The organism is Streptomyces sp. NPDC001108 (assembly GCF_053598535.1).
Genome location: NZ_JBSFKL010000003.1, coordinates 441,460 through 457,824 on the forward strand (window position 1 = coordinate 441,460; position 16,365 = coordinate 457,824).

General features: G+C 73.7%; 16 protein-coding genes. 5 read left to right on the forward strand and 11 right to left on the reverse strand.

The window, feature by feature from the left end:
* Positions 1 to 65: 65 nt before the first annotated feature.
* Together ACWC97_RS10465 and ACWC97_RS10470 are read right to left on the reverse strand one after the other, a co-directional pair.
* The gene (locus tag ACWC97_RS10465) at positions 66 to 590 is read right to left on the reverse strand and encodes a hypothetical protein (protein WP_450648614.1); all 525 of its coding nucleotides are present in this window, start codon (positions 588 to 590) and stop codon (positions 66 to 68) included.
* Positions 591 to 688: 98 nt separating this feature from the next.
* Positions 689 to 1,405, reverse strand: a complete 717-nt coding sequence (locus tag ACWC97_RS10470; protein WP_352273266.1) for an IclR family transcriptional regulator — start codon at positions 1,403 to 1,405, stop codon at positions 689 to 691.
* A gap of 183 nt (positions 1,406 to 1,588) precedes the next feature.
* On the opposite strand from ACWC97_RS10470, the gene mhpD reads away from it, so the two are divergent.
* From mhpD to dmpG, 3 genes are read left to right on the forward strand one after another with little or no spacing between them, the layout of a single operon-like run.
* Positions 1,589 to 2,389 carry a 2-keto-4-pentenoate hydratase gene (gene mhpD / locus ACWC97_RS10475; RefSeq protein WP_450648616.1) on the forward strand — a complete coding sequence of 267 codons (801 nt, stop codon included), beginning with the start codon at positions 1,589 to 1,591 and terminating at the stop codon, positions 2,387 to 2,389.
* Complete coding sequence (locus ACWC97_RS10480) at positions 2,386 to 3,333, forward strand: acetaldehyde dehydrogenase (acetylating) (RefSeq protein WP_352273151.1); 948 nt, start codon at positions 2,386 to 2,388, stop codon at positions 3,331 to 3,333. The genes mhpD and ACWC97_RS10480 overlap by 4 nt, the downstream gene beginning before the upstream one ends.
* Positions 3,330 to 4,352 (forward strand): 4-hydroxy-2-oxovalerate aldolase, encoded by a 1,023-nt coding sequence (gene dmpG, locus ACWC97_RS10485; RefSeq protein WP_450648618.1) that lies wholly within the window; start codon positions 3,330 to 3,332, stop codon positions 4,350 to 4,352. Before ACWC97_RS10480 ends, dmpG begins: the two co-directional genes overlap by 4 nt.
* A gap of 40 nt (positions 4,353 to 4,392) precedes the next feature.
* Here dmpG and ACWC97_RS10490 read toward each other — a convergent pair whose 3' ends face one another.
* The 9 genes from ACWC97_RS10490 to ACWC97_RS10530 all read right to left on the reverse strand — a co-directional run bounded on the left by ACWC97_RS10490 (position 4,393) and on the right by ACWC97_RS10530 (position 14,305).
* Positions 4,393 to 5,526 carry a DmpA family aminopeptidase gene (locus tag ACWC97_RS10490; RefSeq protein ID WP_450648620.1) on the reverse strand — a complete coding sequence of 378 codons (1,134 nt, stop codon included), beginning with the start codon at positions 5,524 to 5,526 and terminating at the stop codon, positions 4,393 to 4,395.
* Positions 5,527 to 5,530: 4 nt separating this feature from the next.
* Complete coding sequence (locus tag ACWC97_RS10495; RefSeq protein WP_352273154.1) at positions 5,531 to 6,235, reverse strand: 4'-phosphopantetheinyl transferase family protein; 705 nt, start codon at positions 6,233 to 6,235, stop codon at positions 5,531 to 5,533.
* 110 nt (positions 6,236 to 6,345) lie between these two features.
* On the reverse strand, positions 6,346 to 7,566 hold the full coding sequence (locus tag ACWC97_RS10500) for an MFS transporter (RefSeq protein WP_352273155.1): 1,221 nt from the start codon (positions 7,564 to 7,566) through the stop codon (positions 6,346 to 6,348).
* A 6-nt stretch (positions 7,567 to 7,572) separates the two neighbouring features.
* Positions 7,573 to 8,136, reverse strand: coding sequence for a GNAT family N-acetyltransferase (locus ACWC97_RS10505; protein WP_392281178.1), 564 nt, complete (start codon positions 8,134 to 8,136; stop codon positions 7,573 to 7,575).
* Between the two features lies 1 nt (position 8,137).
* On the reverse strand, positions 8,138 to 9,355 hold the full coding sequence (locus tag ACWC97_RS10510) for a type III PLP-dependent enzyme (RefSeq protein WP_450648623.1): 1,218 nt from the start codon (positions 9,353 to 9,355) through the stop codon (positions 8,138 to 8,140).
* Positions 9,352 to 10,680, reverse strand: coding sequence for a DUF6271 family protein (locus tag ACWC97_RS10515; RefSeq protein WP_450648625.1), 1,329 nt, complete (start codon positions 10,678 to 10,680; stop codon positions 9,352 to 9,354). Before ACWC97_RS10515 ends, ACWC97_RS10510 begins: the two co-directional genes overlap by 4 nt.
* Positions 10,662 to 11,726: a phytanoyl-CoA dioxygenase family protein gene (locus tag ACWC97_RS10520; protein WP_352273158.1), complete on the reverse strand. Its 1,065-nt coding sequence runs from the start codon at positions 11,724 to 11,726 to the stop codon at positions 10,662 to 10,664. The genes ACWC97_RS10515 and ACWC97_RS10520 overlap by 19 nt, the downstream gene beginning before the upstream one ends.
* Before the next feature lie 328 nt (positions 11,727 to 12,054).
* Complete coding sequence (locus ACWC97_RS10525) at positions 12,055 to 12,987, reverse strand: ArsR/SmtB family transcription factor (RefSeq protein ID WP_450648628.1); 933 nt, start codon at positions 12,985 to 12,987, stop codon at positions 12,055 to 12,057.
* Between the two features lie 430 nt (positions 12,988 to 13,417).
* Positions 13,418 to 14,305: a Gfo/Idh/MocA family protein gene (locus tag ACWC97_RS10530; protein WP_450648630.1), complete on the reverse strand. Its 888-nt coding sequence runs from the start codon at positions 14,303 to 14,305 to the stop codon at positions 13,418 to 13,420.
* 156 nt (positions 14,306 to 14,461) lie between these two features.
* Here ACWC97_RS10530 and ACWC97_RS10535 point away from each other — a divergent pair, with 156 nt between their 5' ends.
* Positions 14,462 to 15,031: a TetR/AcrR family transcriptional regulator gene (locus ACWC97_RS10535; RefSeq protein WP_392281182.1), complete on the forward strand. Its 570-nt coding sequence runs from the start codon at positions 14,462 to 14,464 to the stop codon at positions 15,029 to 15,031.
* A gap of 101 nt (positions 15,032 to 15,132) precedes the next feature.
* Entirely contained in the window at positions 15,133 to 16,311 is a 1,179-nt protein-coding gene (locus ACWC97_RS10540) for a GDSL-type esterase/lipase family protein (RefSeq protein ID WP_450648633.1), read from the forward strand.
* Positions 16,312 to 16,365 lie beyond the last annotated feature (54 nt).

Here is a 16,365-nt window from a genome sequence, read left to right on the forward strand (position 1 = left end):
GGCCGGCGGTCGTCAGGTGCCCGCCGGCCCGTCCGTGTCCATGAGGTGCGTGTACACGGACGGGGTCAGGACTCCTCGAAGTAGGCGTCCAGGACCGCGTCCATCTCCTCCGCCCATTCCTTGAGGCGGCTCTTGGCCGGTGCGTCGACCTCCGCGTTGTACCAGCGGCGGTTCGCCATGTGGACGACGACGGTGAACCGGCGGCCGAACCGGGGCAGTCTCACCTCGACCGCGGCGACCTCGTCCCAACGGAACTCGGCCTCCTGGTCGTCCAGCCGGAAGCGGACGCCCTCGTGGTCGGCCGCGATCGAGCCGCGCCGGTCGCTCGCCTCGAACGCCGGCCCGTCCTTCGCCTCCTTCCGGGCCGCCGGGGGTTCGGGCGCCCCGTCGCCGGCGGCGTCGGAGACCTCGGGGGCGTCGGGGACGGGTTCCGCCGCGGGTTCCGGCTCCGGTTCCGGTTCCGGGACGGCCCGTTGCGGGCTCGTCGCCGGTCCGGCGGCCGGTGCGGGGACCGTGAGACCGGGGACGTACGCCGGATCTGTCCCCGCGGCGTATCCGGGCTGAGTGTTCGGATCTATGCGCTGCTCCACGGCGGGCAGTATGGCCGACGAAGCTGTGCCGGGCCAACGACCCCCGCCCCCGTCGGCCTCGCCGGGGCCGGTTTCGCCCCGCTCGTCCGGCGGGGCGGTCAGCGCAGGGCCCGGGTCATCCCCAGCGCCGCGGTGCGCACCGCGGTGCCGAGCTGGGCCGGGAACCAGCGCGCCACCGGAACGGCCACCGAGACGGCGGCGACCACCGTCCCGTCGGCGGCGAAGACCGGGGACGCCACGCAGTTCACCCCGGCCACGGCCTCCTGCTCCTCGTAGGCGAGACCCGCCAGCCGGGCCTGGTCCAGCATCACGCGCAGCCGGGCCGGATCGGTCACCGAGTGCGGGGTGAGCCGGGGCAGGGGCCCGGCCAGCAGCTCCTCGGCGGCCTCGCGCGGCGAGAAGGCGAGCAGCGCCTTGCCGACCCCGGTGCAGCTCAGGGGCAGGGCGCCGCCCACCCGGGAGGGCAGGGGCAGCCGCTCGTGGCCGTGGATGCGTTCGAGGTAGACCACGGACCCGTTCTCCCGGACGCCCAGGTGGACCGTCTCGCGGGTCGCCTCGTACAGGTCCTGGAGGAACGGCAGGGCCACCTCGCGCAGGTCCTGGCGGCGCGGCACCAGGGAGCCCAGGTCGAAGAGGAGGCCGCCCAGCTGGTACTCCTGCCCGACCCGTTCGAGCAGTCCGAGGCGGACCAGGTCGGCGGCGAGCCGGTGCGCCGTGCTCCGGGGCAGGCCGGTGCCGGCGGCCAGCTCGGCCAGGCGGCGCCTGCCCCCGTCGGGGCGGAAGCAGTCCAGCAGCCCCACGGCGCGTTCCAGCATGCTGCCGTCCCGTACCGGCTCCTCGTTCCTCGTCACGGCTCCAGACTGCCACGGAAGGGCTGGTCCGGGCCGTTGTGTTCCATGTGGCGGAACGTTCCTTGGATCCGGCCGGGGCGGCGTCTATACCTGCCTCATCGCCCCACCCGCTCTCCCTCCCCACTCCCGTTCCGGAGGTTGTCCGCCATGAACTCCCCCGCGGTCCGCGAGGCCGCCGACCTGCTGACCGAGGCCGCCCGGACCGGCAGCCCGGTCCCCCCGGTACGCGGCCTGATCCCCGCCGACGACGCCGACGCCGCCTACGCGGTGCAGCGGATCAACGTGGAGCGGAGGCTGGCCGCCGGGCGCCGGATCGTGGGCCGCAAGATCGGTCTCACCTCCCCCGCCGTCCAGGCCCAGCTGGGCGTGGACCGGCCGGACTTCGGCGCCCTGCTCTCCGACATGGCCGTACCGGACGGCGGCACCGTCCCGGCCGGGCGGCTGCTCCAGCCGAAGGTGGAGGCGGAGGTCGCGCTGGTCCTCGGCGCCGATCTCGACCTGGCCGAACCCACCGTCGCCGACGTCATCCGCGCCACCGACTTCGCCCTGCCCGCCCTGGAGATCGTCGACAGCCGGATCGCCGACTGGGACATCACGTTCGCCGACACCGTCGCCGACAACGCCTCCAGCGGGCTCTTCGTCCTCGGCACCACCCCCGTGCCGCTCACCGCCGTCGACCTGCACGCCGTCACCATGGAGCTGCTGCGCGGCGAGGAGCGGGTCAGCACCGGCACCGGTGCCGACTGCCTCGACGGCCCGCTGAACGCCGCGGTGTGGCTGGCCGGCACGCTGGCCGGGATGGGGGACCCGCTCCGGGCGGGCGACGTCGTCCTCACCGGCGCCCTCGGCCCGATGGTCCCGGCCGCGCCCGGGGACCGGTTCGAGGCCCGTATCGCCGGACTCGGTTCCGTCCGTGTCCGCTTCGCACCCGAAGGAGCCGCCCAGTGACCACCAAGGTCGCCGTCATCGGCTCCGGCAACATCGGCACCGACCTCATGATCAAGGTGCTGCGGCTGTCGGAGACCCTGGACATCGTCGCCATGGCCGGTATCGACCCCGCCTCGGACGGGCTCGCCCGCGCCCGCCGGCTCAAGGTCGCCACCACCCACGAGGGGATCGACGGACTCGTGCGGATGCCCGAGTTCGAGGACGTCGAGATCGTCTTCGACGCGACCTCCGCCGGTGCCCACCGGCGCCACGAGGAGGTCCTGCGCCCGCTGGGCCGCACCCTGGTCGACCTCACCCCGGCGGCCGTCGGCCCCTACGTGGTGCCCACGGTCAACGGCACCGAGCACCTCGCCGCGCCCAACGTGAACATGGTCACCTGCGGCGGCCAGGCGACCATCCCGATGGTCGCCGCCGTCCGCTCGGTCACCCCGGTCCACTACGGGGAGATCGTCGCCTCGATCTCCTCGCGGTCCGCCGGGCCCGGCACCCGCGCCAACATCGACGAGTTCACCGAGACCACCTCCGCCGCCATCGAGAAGGTGGGCGGCGCGACGCGCGGCAAGGCGATCATCGTCCTCAACCCGGCCGAGCCCCCGCTCATCATGCGGGACACGGTCTACTGCCTCGTCTCCGACTGCGACACCGACCGGGTCCGCGACGCGGTCCTCGCGATGGAGCGCGCCGTCCAGGAGTACGTGCCCGGCTACCGGCTCAAGCAGGACGTCCAGTTCGACCGGGTCCCGGCCGACGACCCCCAGCGCAACCTCCTCCCCGAGGGCGAGCGCTCCGGCACCGCCTGGAAGGTCTCCGTCTTCCTGGAGGTCGAGGGCGCCGCCCACTACCTCCCCGCCTACGCGGGCAACCTCGACATCATGACCTCCGCCGCCCTGCGCACCGCCGAGCGCATCGCGGCCCACCGCCGGCAGGAGGCACCGACCGCATGACCAGCGATCTCTACATCCAGGACGTGACCCTGCGGGACGGCATGCACGCCGTCCGGCACCGCTACTCCGTCGAACAGGCCCGCTCAATCGCCGCCGCGCTGGACGCGGCGGGCGTCGCCGCGATCGAGATCGCGCACGGCGACGGCCTGTCCGGCTCCTCCCTCACCTACGGCGTCGGCGCGCACACCGACTGGGAGTGGATCGAGGCCGTCACCGACGCGGCCCGGCAGGCGGTCCCCACCACCCTGCTGCTGCCCGGCATAGGCACCGTCCACGACCTGAAGCAGGCGCACCGGCTCGGCATCCGCTCCGTGCGGATCGCCACCCACTGCACCGAGGCCGACATCTCCGCCCAGCACATCGCGGCCGCCCGCGAACTCGGCATGGACGTCGCCGGGTTCCTGATGATGTCCCACATGGCCGAGCCCGCCGAACTGGCCCGCCAGGCCAAGCTGATGGAGTCCTACGGCGCCACGTGCGTCTACGTCACCGACTCCGGCGGCCGGCTGACCATGGACGACGTCCGCGCCCGGTTCCGCGCCTACCGCGACGTCCTCGCCCCGGAGACGGGGATGGGCATCCACGCCCATCACAACCTCGCCCTCGGCGTCGCGAACAGCGTCGTCGCCGTGGAGAGCGGCGCCGTCCGGGTCGACGCCTCCCTCGCCGGCCAGGGCGCGGGCGCCGGTAACTGCCCGCTGGAGGCCTTCGTCGCCGTGGCGGACATCCAGGGCTGGCACCACGGCTGCGAGCTGTTCCCGCTGATGGACGCCGCCGACGACCTCGTACGGCCGCTCCAGGACCGGGAGGTGCGGGTCGACCGCGAGACGCTCACCCTGGGCTACGCGGGTGTCTACTCCAGCTTCCTGCGGCACGCCGAGATAGCGGCCGAGCGGTACGGGCTCGACACCCGCTCGATCCTCGTGGAGGTGGGGCGCCGCAAGATGGTCGGCGGCCAGGAGGACATGATCACTGACATCGCCCTGGACCTCGCCCGGCGGTCCGCCCCGGCCGCCTGACCGGTGCCCCCGCCGGACCAGTGCCCGGCGGGGGCGCCCGTCACGACAACGCGCCCCGCGCCGAGAGGAGTTCGCGCACCCGGTCCAGCGGGAGCGCCGGTACGTGGTGTCCGGCCCGCCCGGTCATCGGCCGGGCCCCGGTCAGCACATTGAGCACCGCCTCCTCCACCGACTCCACGACCGCCTCGTAGAACGGGTCCATCCGGCCCCAGGGCACGAAGCGCATCGACTCGTACGGGGCGCTGCCGTCGTCCTGGGGGAACGTGCTGTTCAGGGCGGACGGGTTGGCGGTGGAGAAGGCCAGGAACAGGTCTCCGGAGAAGTGGCTGCCGGTGGTGCCGGTGCGGGCGAGGCCCAGCGTCACCCGGCGGGCCAGCGCCTTGCACTGCCCCGGCAGCAGCGGGGCGTCGGTCGCCACCACCACGATCACCGATCCGGCGCCGGGAGGCACCGGCCGCTCCCCCTCGGCCGGTGCCGGGACCGGCGCCGGGTCGGGCAGTTCGCGCCCGACCGGCACCCCGGCCACCACGAGTTCGCGCCGGGCGCCGAAGTTGGCCTGGACGAAGGCGCCGACCGTGTACCGGTCCTCGCCGTACTCCACCACGCGGGAGGCGGTGCCCGAGCCGCCCTTGAAGCCGTAGCAGCGCATCCCCGTACCGCCGCCGACGCATCCCTCCTCGACCGGGCCGGACGCCGCCGCCTCGATGGCCTCGGCGGCGTGCCGCGCCTCCACGGCCCGGCCGTGGATGTCGTTGAGATGGCCGTCCCAGGTCTCGGTGACGACCGGCAGCAGCCATTCCGGGGCCATGCCCCGGCAGTTGGCCCGCACCCACTCGACGACGCCCCGGTGCACCGGGCCGACCGCGTAGGTGTTGGTGATGACCACGGGGACCGCGAGCGAGCCGGTCTCCTCGATCCAGGTGGTCCCGGTCATCTCGCCGTTGCCGTTGAAGGAGTGCCAGCCGGCCGCGCAGGGGGTGCCCACGCCGCCCCGGCCGCGCGGCAGCAGCGCGGTGACCCCGGTGCGTACGTCGTCGCCCCCGACCAGGGTGACGTAGCCGACCTCCACACCGGGTACGTCCGTGATCGCGTTCCACGGCCCCGGCCGACCGGTCAGCGGGATGCCCAACTCACGTGCGCGGACGCGCTCTTCGCTCAGGTGATCGTCGCTCATGCGGTCAGAGCGTACGGGAGCCCTCCCGCACCGGGTCCACGGCGGCGGCCACCGTGACGGCGGTCAGCAGCAGGCCCCGTCCGCAGAGCCAGCGGCCGTGCAGGCGCCGGGGGACCGCCGGGCCCGCCGCACCGTCCGCCGTCCGCAGGTCGGTGGTGAGGAGCTCCGCGGTGAAGCCGCCGTCCGGGCGGAGTTCGATGTCGGCCTCCTCGAACCCCAGCCACCGGCGGGTGAGCGGGAACCACGTCTTGTAGACGGCCTCCTTCGCGCAGAACAGCAGCCGGTCCCAGTGGATCCCGGGCTGTTCCAGCTCCAGTACGCGCCCGCGCCACCGCTCCGCCGCCAGCGCGATGCTCTCGTGGACGCCCTCGGGGAGCGGTGCGTTCTCCTCGGCGTCTATGCCGACGCTCGCCAGCTCCGTCGCGCGGGCCACGGCGGCGGCCCGGTATCCGTTGCAGTGGGTGAGGCTCCCGGCCACTTCCCCGGGCCAGATCGGGGCGCCGCGCTCGCCCTTGAGGATCGGCACGGGGGCGAATCCCAGGGAGCCCAGCGCCTGGCGGGCGCAGTGCCGCACGGTGGTGAACTCGTTGCGCCGCTTCGCCACGAAGCCGCGGGCCAGCGCGGCCTCCTCAGGCAGGAGCACGGCCTCGGGCGGATCGGAGAAGGCCTCCGCCACCGCCACCCCGGACGGCAGGATTTTCTCGATCATGGTCTCCCCCACTGGCTGGACTGCCCATCCTGCCCGGTATCCCGGACAGTCCCAACCAGTGGGTGACACGAGCGGCGACTTATCGGTGTTGCGTCGGCCACAGAGCGGCGTCAGCCGACCGCCACGGCCTCCCCCTCGTCCCGGGAACCGGCCGACGGTCCGGGCCAGTCGATCCGGGTGGCGCAGAGCGACACCAGGACCGCGGAGACGGCCACCGCGCCCATCCCCCAGACCAGACCGCCGCCTTCGGCGATGAAGCCGATCACCGCCGGACCGGCCAGCAGCCCCGTCGTCCCCATGGCCGCGACCAGGGCCAGCGCGTCCGGTCCCCGGCCCGCCGCCGCCACGTAGACGCACGGGGTCACCGCCGCGACTCCCAGCCCGACGCAGGCGAACCCGAGGAGCGCCGGTACGACGCCCCCGGCCAGCAGGGCGAGCGCGAGGCCGGCTCCGGCCACCACGCTGCCGGTCCGGACGACCAGCCCGTCGCCCCAGCGGCTGCGCCAGCCGTCGGCGAAGAGCCGGGCCACCACCATCATCACCGAGACCACCGCGATGCCCAGCGGGGCCACTTCGGCGCCCGCGCCGGCGACGTCCTTCATGTAGAGCGCGGACCAGTCGTTCATGGCGCCCTCGGTGACCGTGCCGAACACCATCGCCAGACCCATCCAGATCGTCACCCGGGACGGCAGGCTGAGCCCGCGGCCCTTCTTCTTCCCGTCCGTGGCCGGGGCGGGCGCCCCGTCCGCCGGGGCCGGGGCGGGGTCGTCCGGCAGCAGGCCCGCGCGGGTCGTCACGAGCAGCAGGAGCAGCAGGGCGGCGGCGATGCCGAAGTGGGTGGCCAGCTCCGTGGTCACCAGGTTCACCCCGGACGCGAGGAGCGCGGCAAGGAGCGATCCGGCGCTGAACGTGGCGTGCAGCCTGGCCATCGCGGTCCGCCCGTGGGCGGCTTCGAGCGCGGCCCCCTGGGCGTTCATCGCCACGTTCAGGGCGCCGACGGCGACCCCGTCGCAGGCGACGACGAGCAGCGCCACCGGGTAGTTGGGGGCGACCGGCAGGGCGAGCAGGACCAGGCCCAGGCAGACCGCCGCCACCACAGCGAGACGGCGCGAGCCCAGGCGCCGCATCGCCACCGCGACGAGTGGGAAGGAGGCCGCCGCGCCCGCCCCGCAGGCCATCAGCAGCAGCCCCAGCTCCGCCTCGGAGAGGTCGAGCCGCGTCTTCAGCGCGGGCAGCCGGGAGGCCCAGGTGGCGTACTGGAAGCCGAGGAAGCAGAAGAGCGCCGCGATGGCGAACAGCCCCCGCCGGAAGGGGTCACGGACACCGGACACAGGTCATCAGCCCACTTCGTCGTTGATCGGTGCCTGATGCGCGGGCGCATCGGCGAGTTCGGTCCGGCCGGTACGGGTGTCCGGCACCGGCCGGGACATGTACACCGCGTCGGTGCCGTATCCGGCCGGGGGTGTGATCCCCCGGTGGGCGCGGAATCCCTGCGCCGCCCAGAAGGTGTCGCTGCCGCCGACGGCGACCAGCGAGACCGTCGCGTAGCCCTTGGCGGCCGCCACCGTCAGGAGGCGGCCCAGCAGGATCCCGGCCAGGCCCCGGCGGCGCAGGTCCTCGGCGACGACCAGGTCGTGCAGATGGAGGTTGCGGGAGTGGAAGACGACGTCCTCGGTCCGGTCGAGGTCCGGACAGGTGAACATCGGGTAGGGCAGGGCCAGCAGGTAGCCCGCGGTGCGGTTGCCGTGGTCCAGCACGAAGCAGGTGGCGGGCGAGGCCGCCGCCCGGGACTCCAGCGCCGCGCGCCCCTCGGTCAGTCCGGCGGCGCCGTACGCGGCGGACTCCAGCGCCACCACGGCGTCCCAGTCCCCGCCGCGCACCGCTCGTACGGTTACGCGCATGTCATGGCCTTTCCGTTCGTCGCTGCCCGTCGTCCACGCAGAGGTGCGGGAGCGGGTCGAAGCCGTTGAAGCCCCGCGTGGTGTAGCCGGTGGCGTAGGCGCCGCTGGAGAGGATCCAGACGGGGTCGCCGGAGGCGGCGGTGGCGGGCACCTCGACCCGGTTGTGCCGGTGGGCGTAGGCGTCGTCGCTGTCGCAGGTGGGGCCCGCGACGACGGCCGGTACGCCGTCCGCGCCGGCACGGGTGGGAAAGTGCAGCCGGTACTGCAACTGGTCCATCTCGTACAGGCCGTTGAACTTCCCGCAGCTGAGGTAGAGCCAGTGCTCGGGGGCGCCCCCGTCCGGGCTGCGGGTGGAGAGCCGGGAGACATGGGCCCGGACGGCTCCGTGGTCGGCGACGAGGTGGCGCCCCGGTTCCATGACGAAGTCCAGCGGGACCTCCGAGACGGCCCTCAGGTGCTCCATGCCCTCCCGGATCACCGCGAAGATCTTGTCGACCGGCGGGTCCAGGACCTCGCCCCGGCTGTCGAGGTAGCCGAGCGCGGGCAGGCCGCCGCCGAGGTTGATCCGGTCCGGGTGGATGCCGCGCCGGCCCAGCCGCGCGAGCACGTCGGCGAGGCGGTCGACGGCGTCCCGCCAGGCGTCCGCCGTCATCTGCTGCGAGCCGACGTGCACGGAGAGGCCGGAGGGGATCAGCCCGGCGCCGCGGGCCTCCTCCATGACCCGCACCGCGTCGTCGCCGGAGCAGCCGAACTTCCCGCTGAGCCCCCACAGCGCGCCCTCGCCGCTGGTGGCCAGCCGGCAGAAGACCCGGGCGCCGGGGGCGTGCGCCGCTATCGCGGCCACGTCCTCGGGGCTGTCGGTCGCGAACTCCCGTACGCCGAGGCGGTGGGCGGCGGCGATGTTCGCGTCGGACTTGATGGTGTTGCCGTAGTGGACACGGTCGGCCGGCACCCCGGTGCGGAGCGCCTGGGCGATCTCGTTGGGGCTCGCCGCGTCGAAGCCCGAGCCCTTCGCCGCGAGCCGGGCGAGGACCTCGTCCACCGGGCACGCCTTCATGGCGAAGCGAACGGCGATGCCGGGCAGTTCGTCCAGCAGCGTGTCGTACTGCGCCTCGATGCCCGCGAGGTCGAAGACGATCGTGTCCTCCCCGGCGGCTTCCAGCGCGGCGCGCAGCGGGGTGCTCAGCGGCGGGTGCGGGGGTGTGTGCAGCCGTGTCACGACGTGTGCCCGCCCGGTGTTGTGCCGGGGAGGCCGGCGGCCCGGCTCGCGGCCATCAGCGGCTGCCAGACCTCGGTGAGCAGGGCGAAGTCCTCGATGTCGGCCCGTGCCTCGTCGAGGAGGTGCGGGCCGCGCTCCGCGAGGACGTCCGCGAACTCCGCGTAGCGGCCGCCCAGCCGCCGGTAGGAGCGGTGGAGGACGTCGAGCCGGTGCAGGTTGTCCGTACGGTCCGCCCCGGCGCTCCACCGGGCCAGTTCGGCCACCTTCTCCGGCCGGAGGAGGAACGCGTCGTCGAGGAGCGCGGGGCCCTCGGCGGCCATCCGGTCGTAGATGAGGTTGAAGTACAGCATCGACAGGAAGAACTTCGTCAGCCGCAGCTGGTAGGCCGTGAACCCGGCGTCGGTACGGCGTTCGGGCGTGTAGTAGTTCACGATGGTGCGGTTGTGCAGGACGCCGGGCAGGGTCCCGTCGTGCACCAGGTGCAGCAGGAAGTAGTCGCTGCCGATGGTGTCGGTGGCGGGCGGCAGCGGCACCCGCTCGTACACCTGGTCCAGGAAGCCGATGTTGCACATGTCCACCCGCATCGGGTCGACGTGGGTGAGCACCGTGTGGTCGCCGGTGAACGGCTCGGTGCCCGCGCCCCGGAACGACTCGTCGACCAGTTCCCGCTTCCGCTCCTCGGGCCAGTCGGCGGGGGCCCACAGGCCGACCATGTCGTGGTAGACGTCCGGGTCCGTGCGGAGGATCTCGCCGATGTCCACCGACAGCTCGCCGATGAACGAACTGCCCACCATCGCGACGGGTTTGGCCGCGTCGTCGGCGCCGAGCAGGTTCTCGTCCACGCCGTCGGCCGCGTCGGCGGCGGTCTTCCCCAGCGAGGCCAGCTCGTGGTGGACCGGGAAGACGGTCTCGCCGTCCAGGACCTGGTAGCGGCTGTCGGAGTCCCGGCGGTGCACCGACCGGCAGCCGAGCGCGGCGGCGATCAGGAACGCGCGGTTGGTGCAGGCACCGTAGGAGACCTTGGCGGGCAGCATGAGGTCGAGGACCGCCTCGGGCTTCACGGTCCCGGAGTCGGCGATCACCCGGCGCAGGAAGTCCCGCTGCCGGTCCTCGCCGAGATGGTGGACGACCACGTTCCGGTGGTGTCCGGCGGCCTCGGCGGCCCGCGCGTGCCCGGCGCGGACCGGTCCCTCGGTGGAGTCCAGGATCAGCAGGTGCGCCTCGACGCCGAAGCGGTCGGCGGCGTAGGCGGCCTCCTCGCCCATGGCGGTGATCGTGTCGGCGCAGGCCCGGTTGGTCGGGAGGGTCAGGCAGATACGGCGCATGCCGGCTCCTCCGTCGACCGCTCGGTGGCGGGCTCGTGCCAGGACTTCAGGCCCAGCAGGCGTTCGCCGAGGTCGTTCAGTGCGGCGGGGCCGTAGCGCAGGGACTCGTGCTTCGTGACGTCGCCGACCAGCGTCCTGTTCCAGTCCGGTGTGGCGAGGCTGCGCCAGGACTCGACCCGCGAGCGGCGCAGCTCCTCGTGCGATTCGAGCGCGGGCATCATGGAGAGGTACTGGACCGCGCGCACCCCGTCCCGCGAGGTGTTGCGGGCCACGCCGTGGGCGAGCAGCCCGTTCCAGATCAGCAGGTCCCCGGCGCGCAGTTCGGGCCGGACGACGGGGAATTCGTCCCGGTCGACGTCCGGCCGGATCGGGTCGCGGTCCGCGCTCTGGCCGGTCTTCCACGGCTCGAACCGGTGGAACAGCTCGGGCGAGCACTGGAATCCGCCCAGTTCGGGCCGGGTGTCGTTGAGCGCGATGATGCCCTGGACGCGCTGCGGCAGCACCCCGAGCGTGGTGTCGACGTCCCAGTGCAGCTCGATGTCGAAGCCCTTGTCGGTGGGGGCGATGAGCGCGCGGTCACGGTTCTTCACGTTGGGCGGGTTGAGGTTGAGCCGGTCCAGGGTGACCCACAGCTCCTCGCAGTCCCAGACGTCGACGAAGGCGTCGTAGACCCGTCGGGTCTGCCGGCTGTCCCAGATGAGCTGGTGGTGGTACGCCTCGACGAAGCCGTAGACGTGCAGTTCCCGGTCCAGGTCGTCGCGGAACGGCCGGTCCTCGTACCAGGTGTCGGGGCGGGCCGGGTCGAGCCCCTGGAAGTCCCAGGTGAAGTCGAGGAGCCGGCGCGCGGCCTCGGCGGGGATCGCCTCGCGGACGACGACGTAGCCGTAGTCCTGCCAGAACGCGAAGTCCTCCTCGGAGAGCACCCGGAGCTCCCGCGTCTTGCGGATCTCCCGCAGCGGTGTGCGTGCCAGGTACGCCTCGCCGTCCGAGCTGAAGTACGGGCGTTCGGAGGGGGCTCGGTACAGATACGGTTCGGGCGTCGGCAAGGCAATCACTCCAGGTTCTGCGTCTTCGTGCTCCCGGGCACCGGGGAGCGGCCGCGGGCGCGCTCGTCCTCGTCGACGACGGCCGCGGGTGCGGGTGGGAGTGCTTCGGGACCGGGCGGGGGCCGTGGCTCGGCTCCTCGCGCCTCTCGGTCTCTCGGCTGACGACCGGCTCGCCGCCGGTCTCGCGTGTGGCGTCGCGCCGGCCTCCGGCCGGGTGGCTCCGCCGTTCAGACTCTGCTGGACGGCCGTCCGGGCCGACAAGCCTTTCGGTGTGTGCCGAATCGCCCCGACCGCAGGTGGGAGGTGGTGCCGCACACCGAACGGACGGTCATCCGCTGGTCAGGCACTGTGTCAGTTCCAGCCCGGATCGGTTGAGTTCGTACAGGACGCGGGTGCCCGCCCGGTGGCGCTGCACCACGCCCGCCGAGACGAGGGCCGCGAGGTGCTGGGAGACGGTGCTGGCGGCCAGTCCGAGCTGGTCGGCGAGGGCGGAGGTGGTGGTGGGCGCGGCCAGTTGGCGGACGACGGAGGCGCGCCCCCGGCCCAGCAGGATCGCCAGCCGGTCCTCGCGCGAGGGCCGCCCACCGCCGTCCCGGTCCGGTTCGGCGCGCAGGAGCCCCGCCCCGCGCGCCGGGAAGGAGACCACGGTCCGCCCGCCCGCCACCGACCACCAGCAGGTGCCGTCCGCGAACATCATGGGCACGGCGGTCACCCGGTCGGCGCCCTCGGTGCGCTCGTACGGGACGCGCAGGTCGCGCAGGAGTTCCGCCCCGCCGCCCATCGCCAGGGCGCGGGAGCGGAAGAGGATCTCCTCCTCCAGCGAGCGGGCCAGCCCGGCCGCGCGGGGTTCGATCGCCGACCGCCAGAACCGGGACAGCTCGACGGCCAGGTAGCCGAGTTGGGCCTCCGGGTCGCGGACCAGGGCGGCGATCAGCGGGTCGGCGAAGCCCTGCGGGTACTCCCGGGCCAGCTCGTCGCGGACGAGTCCGGCCGACACCCGCCCCATGCCGTCGAGTTCGGCGGCGAACCCCCTGGCCCGGGAGGTGGCGCCCGCGGTGAGGAACGACGGGATGCGCCCCCTCGCCCGGGCGAGGGCGACCAGCGACCTGAGGCGCGGGGTGAGCAGCCCGTGCGCCTCGCGGGCCCAGGAGGCGTGCGGCCAGGGGACGTCGGGGCCGTACCGGACCAGCAGGGCGGCGGCGCCGAACGCCTGCCACGACTCGCACAGCGCCAGCCGTACGTCGGAAGGGTGGCGTCGCATCACACCGCCCGGCCGGCGCGCGGGTACCCCGGACCGGCGGCGGCGCGTCCCGCCCCGATCGCCGCCAACTCTCTCGATCTGCGTCGGAGTTCGAGGAGCGATCGGAGTACGTCCACGGCAGAAGCATGCGACGGCTTGAACACGAACCCCGCCCATCCCTAGTGGTCCAGACCAATGCTGCTTGAGCTTTCGGCACCCGTCCGGCAACTGTCAAGGATCTCGTGGCCCAGGTCACACGACCATCACGTACGGCGGGGTAACTCGTACGCCAGGTGATCAAATATGGGCAGGTGCATGACAAACACCTCCCGTCGAACCGACCGCCCCGGACCCTGCGAAACCCGCCCCCACCAGGCGATTCGTCATACGGAACGAATGAGTCCGACCGCTCCCCTTCGCCGGTCCGTAACCCCGGTACGGTACGTCCGGATCAGCTTCCGGCCCCCGTCGGCGCGCCGCCGAGCGCGGTGTCGAGCACGGTGCCGAGCGCGGTGTCGACGGCCTCCAGGACCTCGACGGGGCGCACCAGGTCCGGGTAGTCGATCGGCGGCCGCCCGGTGCGCGCCATCGCCAGGAAGGCCCGGAGTCCGGGCAGGCAGTAGTCGGGGCCGGGGACGAGGGTCCGCTCCGTCATGCCCTCCCGGGTGAACGCCATGGCGTGGAACGGGATCTGCTCCGTACGGCCGGGGCGGACGAGGTTCACGACCACCCGGGTGGGGCCCGCGGTGAACGAGGCGACGACCGTGGAGCCGGTGGTGTCGACGCGGACGGCCGAGAGGGGGCCGGGGGCGAGCCGGAGCGCGATGTCGACGGCATGGATGCCGTAGAAGAAGATCCCGCCGTGGTCGCCGTCCGGGTCGGCGGGGCCGGAGACGACGACCAGCTCCGGCGCCCCCGCCCGCGCCGAACGGGCGGCCAGCTCCTCGGTGTCGGGGATCCAGCGGAGCGCCGAGGAGGAGGTGAGCGGGGCACCGTGGACGCGGGCGGCGTCGGTCAGGGCGCGGGCGTCCCCGGCGGTGCGGGCGAGCGGTTTGTCGACGAAGACGGGAAGGCCCTCGGCCAGGAAGGGCATCGCCTGATCGCGGTGACGGGCACCGTCCCGGTCCGCGACGACGACCGCGTCGACCAGGCCCAGCAGGTCGGCGGGGGTCTCGACGACCTCCGCGATGCCCCCGGCGGCCGCCAGGGCGTCGTTGCGCGGGGTGCGCCCGCCGACGAGGGCCACCACGCGCGCGTCGCCGCAGGCCGCGTCGGTGTTGAGGTGGCGGACGATCTGGTCGACATGGCTGTTGTCCGTGCCGACGATCCCGATGCGCATCCGGAGAGTTTCCCTTCGAGCCGGTGGGCCCGTGAGCCGCCCCGGGCCCCACTGCCGCCGATCCTCCCACGTCCGGACGGCTTCCGAACGCATCCCCCATTTTCCTATACCCTTTAGGCAGCTACTTAATGGCTTTCGCTGAACGGGAGAGTGAGCATGGTGAGAGCGGGACTGACCCCGGAGCGTCTGACCCTGGCGGGGGCGGAGCTGGCCGACGAGGTCGGTTTCGGCCAGCTGACCGTCTCGGCGCTCGCCCGGCGGTTCGACGTGAAGGTCGCGAGTCTGTACTCGCATCTGGGGAGCTCCCAGGAGCTGAAGACCAGGATCGCCCTGTTCGCCCTGGAGGAGCTGGCCGACCGGGTCGCCGAGGCCCTGGCCGGGCGGGCCGGGAAGGACGCCCTGGCCGCCTGCGCGAACGCCTACCGCGACTACGCCCGCGAGCATCCCGGCCGCTACGAGGCCGCCCGCCTCCGGCTCGACCCCGAGACGGCGGCCGCCAGCGCCGGGGTGCGGCACGCGCAGATGATGCGGGCCCTCCTGCGCGGCTACGACCTGCCGGAGCCGGACCAGACGCACGCGGTCCGGATGCTGGGCAGCGTCTTCCACGGCTACGCGAGCCTGGAGCTGGCCGGGGGCTTCGAGCACTCCGCCCCCGGGGCGGAGGAGTCCTGGGCCTGGGTCGTGGACTCCCTCGACACCCTGCTGCGGACCCTCGCCCCGCGCTGACCCGGCGGGGCCGCCCCGCCGGTCCCGGCCAGGCATCCGCCCGACCCACTCCCGACCCCCGCCGACGAACCTCCCGAACGAACCCGAGGCAACACAACACGATGAACACCGAGCCCGACTGGATCACCACCCCCGTCACCGAGAACCTCCTCCGCGGCCACCTCGATCTGGAGGCGACGGCCCACGGCCTGCTGCCGCACCGGCTGCCCGCCCGGGCCCGCCGCCAGATCCCCGACCAGCAACTGGCCGAGGCCGAGGCCCAGCCGTCCGGGGTGCGGCTGGTCTTCCGTACGAGGGCCACGGCCGTCGCCCTGGACACGCTGCCCACCAAGCGGGCCTACCGGGGACTGCCGCCCCGGCCCGACGGCGTGTACGACCTGGTGGTGGACGGCGCTCCCGCCGCCCGGGCCACGGTGTCCGGCGGGAACGTGCGCACGGTCACCGACCTGGTCGCCCAGACCTCCGAGCTGACCGAGGGACCGGTCGGCACCGCCCTGTTCACCGGGCTGCCCGCGCACGACAAGGACATCGAGATCTGGCTCCCGCACACGGAGACCACCGAGCTGGTCGCGCTGCGCACCGACGCCCCCGTCGAGCCGGCGCCGGACCGGGGGCGCCGGGTGTGGCTGCACCACGGCAGCTCCATCAGCCACGGCTCGAACGCCACGCGTCCGACCGGTATTTGGCCGGCGCTGGCGGCCGCCCGGGGCGGGGTGGAGCTGGTGAACCTGGGGTTCGGCGGCGGCGCGCTGCTCGACCCGTTCACCGCCCGCGCGATGCGGGACACCCCCGCCGACCTGATCAGCGTGAAGATCGGCATCAACGTCGTCAACAGCGACCTGATGCGGCTGCGGGCCTTCGGCCCGGCGGTGCACGGCTTCCTCGACACCCTCCGCGAAGGCCATCCGGCCACGCCGCTGCTGGTCGTGTCGCCGCTGCTCTGCCCGGTCCAGGAGGACACCCCGGGTCCGCTCATGCCCGACTTCTCCGACGGGACGCTGCGATTCCGGGCGACGGGCGATCCGGCCGAGCGCGCCGCCGGACGCCTGACGCTCACCGTCGTCCGGGAGGAGCTGGCCCGGATCGTCGAGCGGCGCGCGGCCGACGACCCGGCCCTGTACTACCTGGACGGCCGGGAGCTGTACGGCGAGCGGGAGTACGCCGAACTCCCGCTGCCCGACGGCATCCACCCCGACGCCGCCGCCCACCGCCGGATCGGCGAGAGCTTCGGGCGGCTCGTGTTCGGCGAGGGCGGCCCGTTCGCCGCGGAACCCCGCTGAACCCCGGGGCCACGGCACCGTGAGCGCCGGACCGCCGCCCGTCGCACCGGAAGA

Coding starts and splice junctions, on each gene's coding strand:
- ACWC97_RS10540 (WP_450648633.1), top strand. CDS start 15,133: ATGAACACCGAGCCCGACTGGATCACCACCCCCGTCACCGAGAACCTC.
- ACWC97_RS10490 (WP_450648620.1), bottom strand. CDS start 5,526: ATGAGCGACGATCACCTGAGCGAAGAGCGCGTCCGCGCACGTGAGTTG.
- ACWC97_RS10530 (WP_450648630.1), bottom strand. CDS start 14,305: ATGCGCATCGGGATCGTCGGCACGGACAACAGCCATGTCGACCAGATC.
- ACWC97_RS10505 (WP_392281178.1), bottom strand. CDS start 8,136: ATGCGCGTAACCGTACGAGCGGTGCGCGGCGGGGACTGGGACGCCGTG.
- dmpG (WP_450648618.1), top strand. CDS start 3,330: ATGACCAGCGATCTCTACATCCAGGACGTGACCCTGCGGGACGGCATG.
- mhpD (WP_450648616.1), top strand. CDS start 1,589: ATGAACTCCCCCGCGGTCCGCGAGGCCGCCGACCTGCTGACCGAGGCC.
- ACWC97_RS10495 (WP_352273154.1), bottom strand. CDS start 6,235: ATGATCGAGAAAATCCTGCCGTCCGGGGTGGCGGTGGCGGAGGCCTTC.
- ACWC97_RS10515 (WP_450648625.1), bottom strand. CDS start 10,680: ATGCGCCGTATCTGCCTGACCCTCCCGACCAACCGGGCCTGCGCCGAC.
- ACWC97_RS10525 (WP_450648628.1), bottom strand. CDS start 12,987: ATGCGACGCCACCCTTCCGACGTACGGCTGGCGCTGTGCGAGTCGTGG.
- ACWC97_RS10470 (WP_352273266.1), bottom strand. CDS start 1,405: ATGCTGGAACGCGCCGTGGGGCTGCTGGACTGCTTCCGCCCCGACGGG.
- ACWC97_RS10535 (WP_392281182.1), top strand. CDS start 14,462: ATGGTGAGAGCGGGACTGACCCCGGAGCGTCTGACCCTGGCGGGGGCG.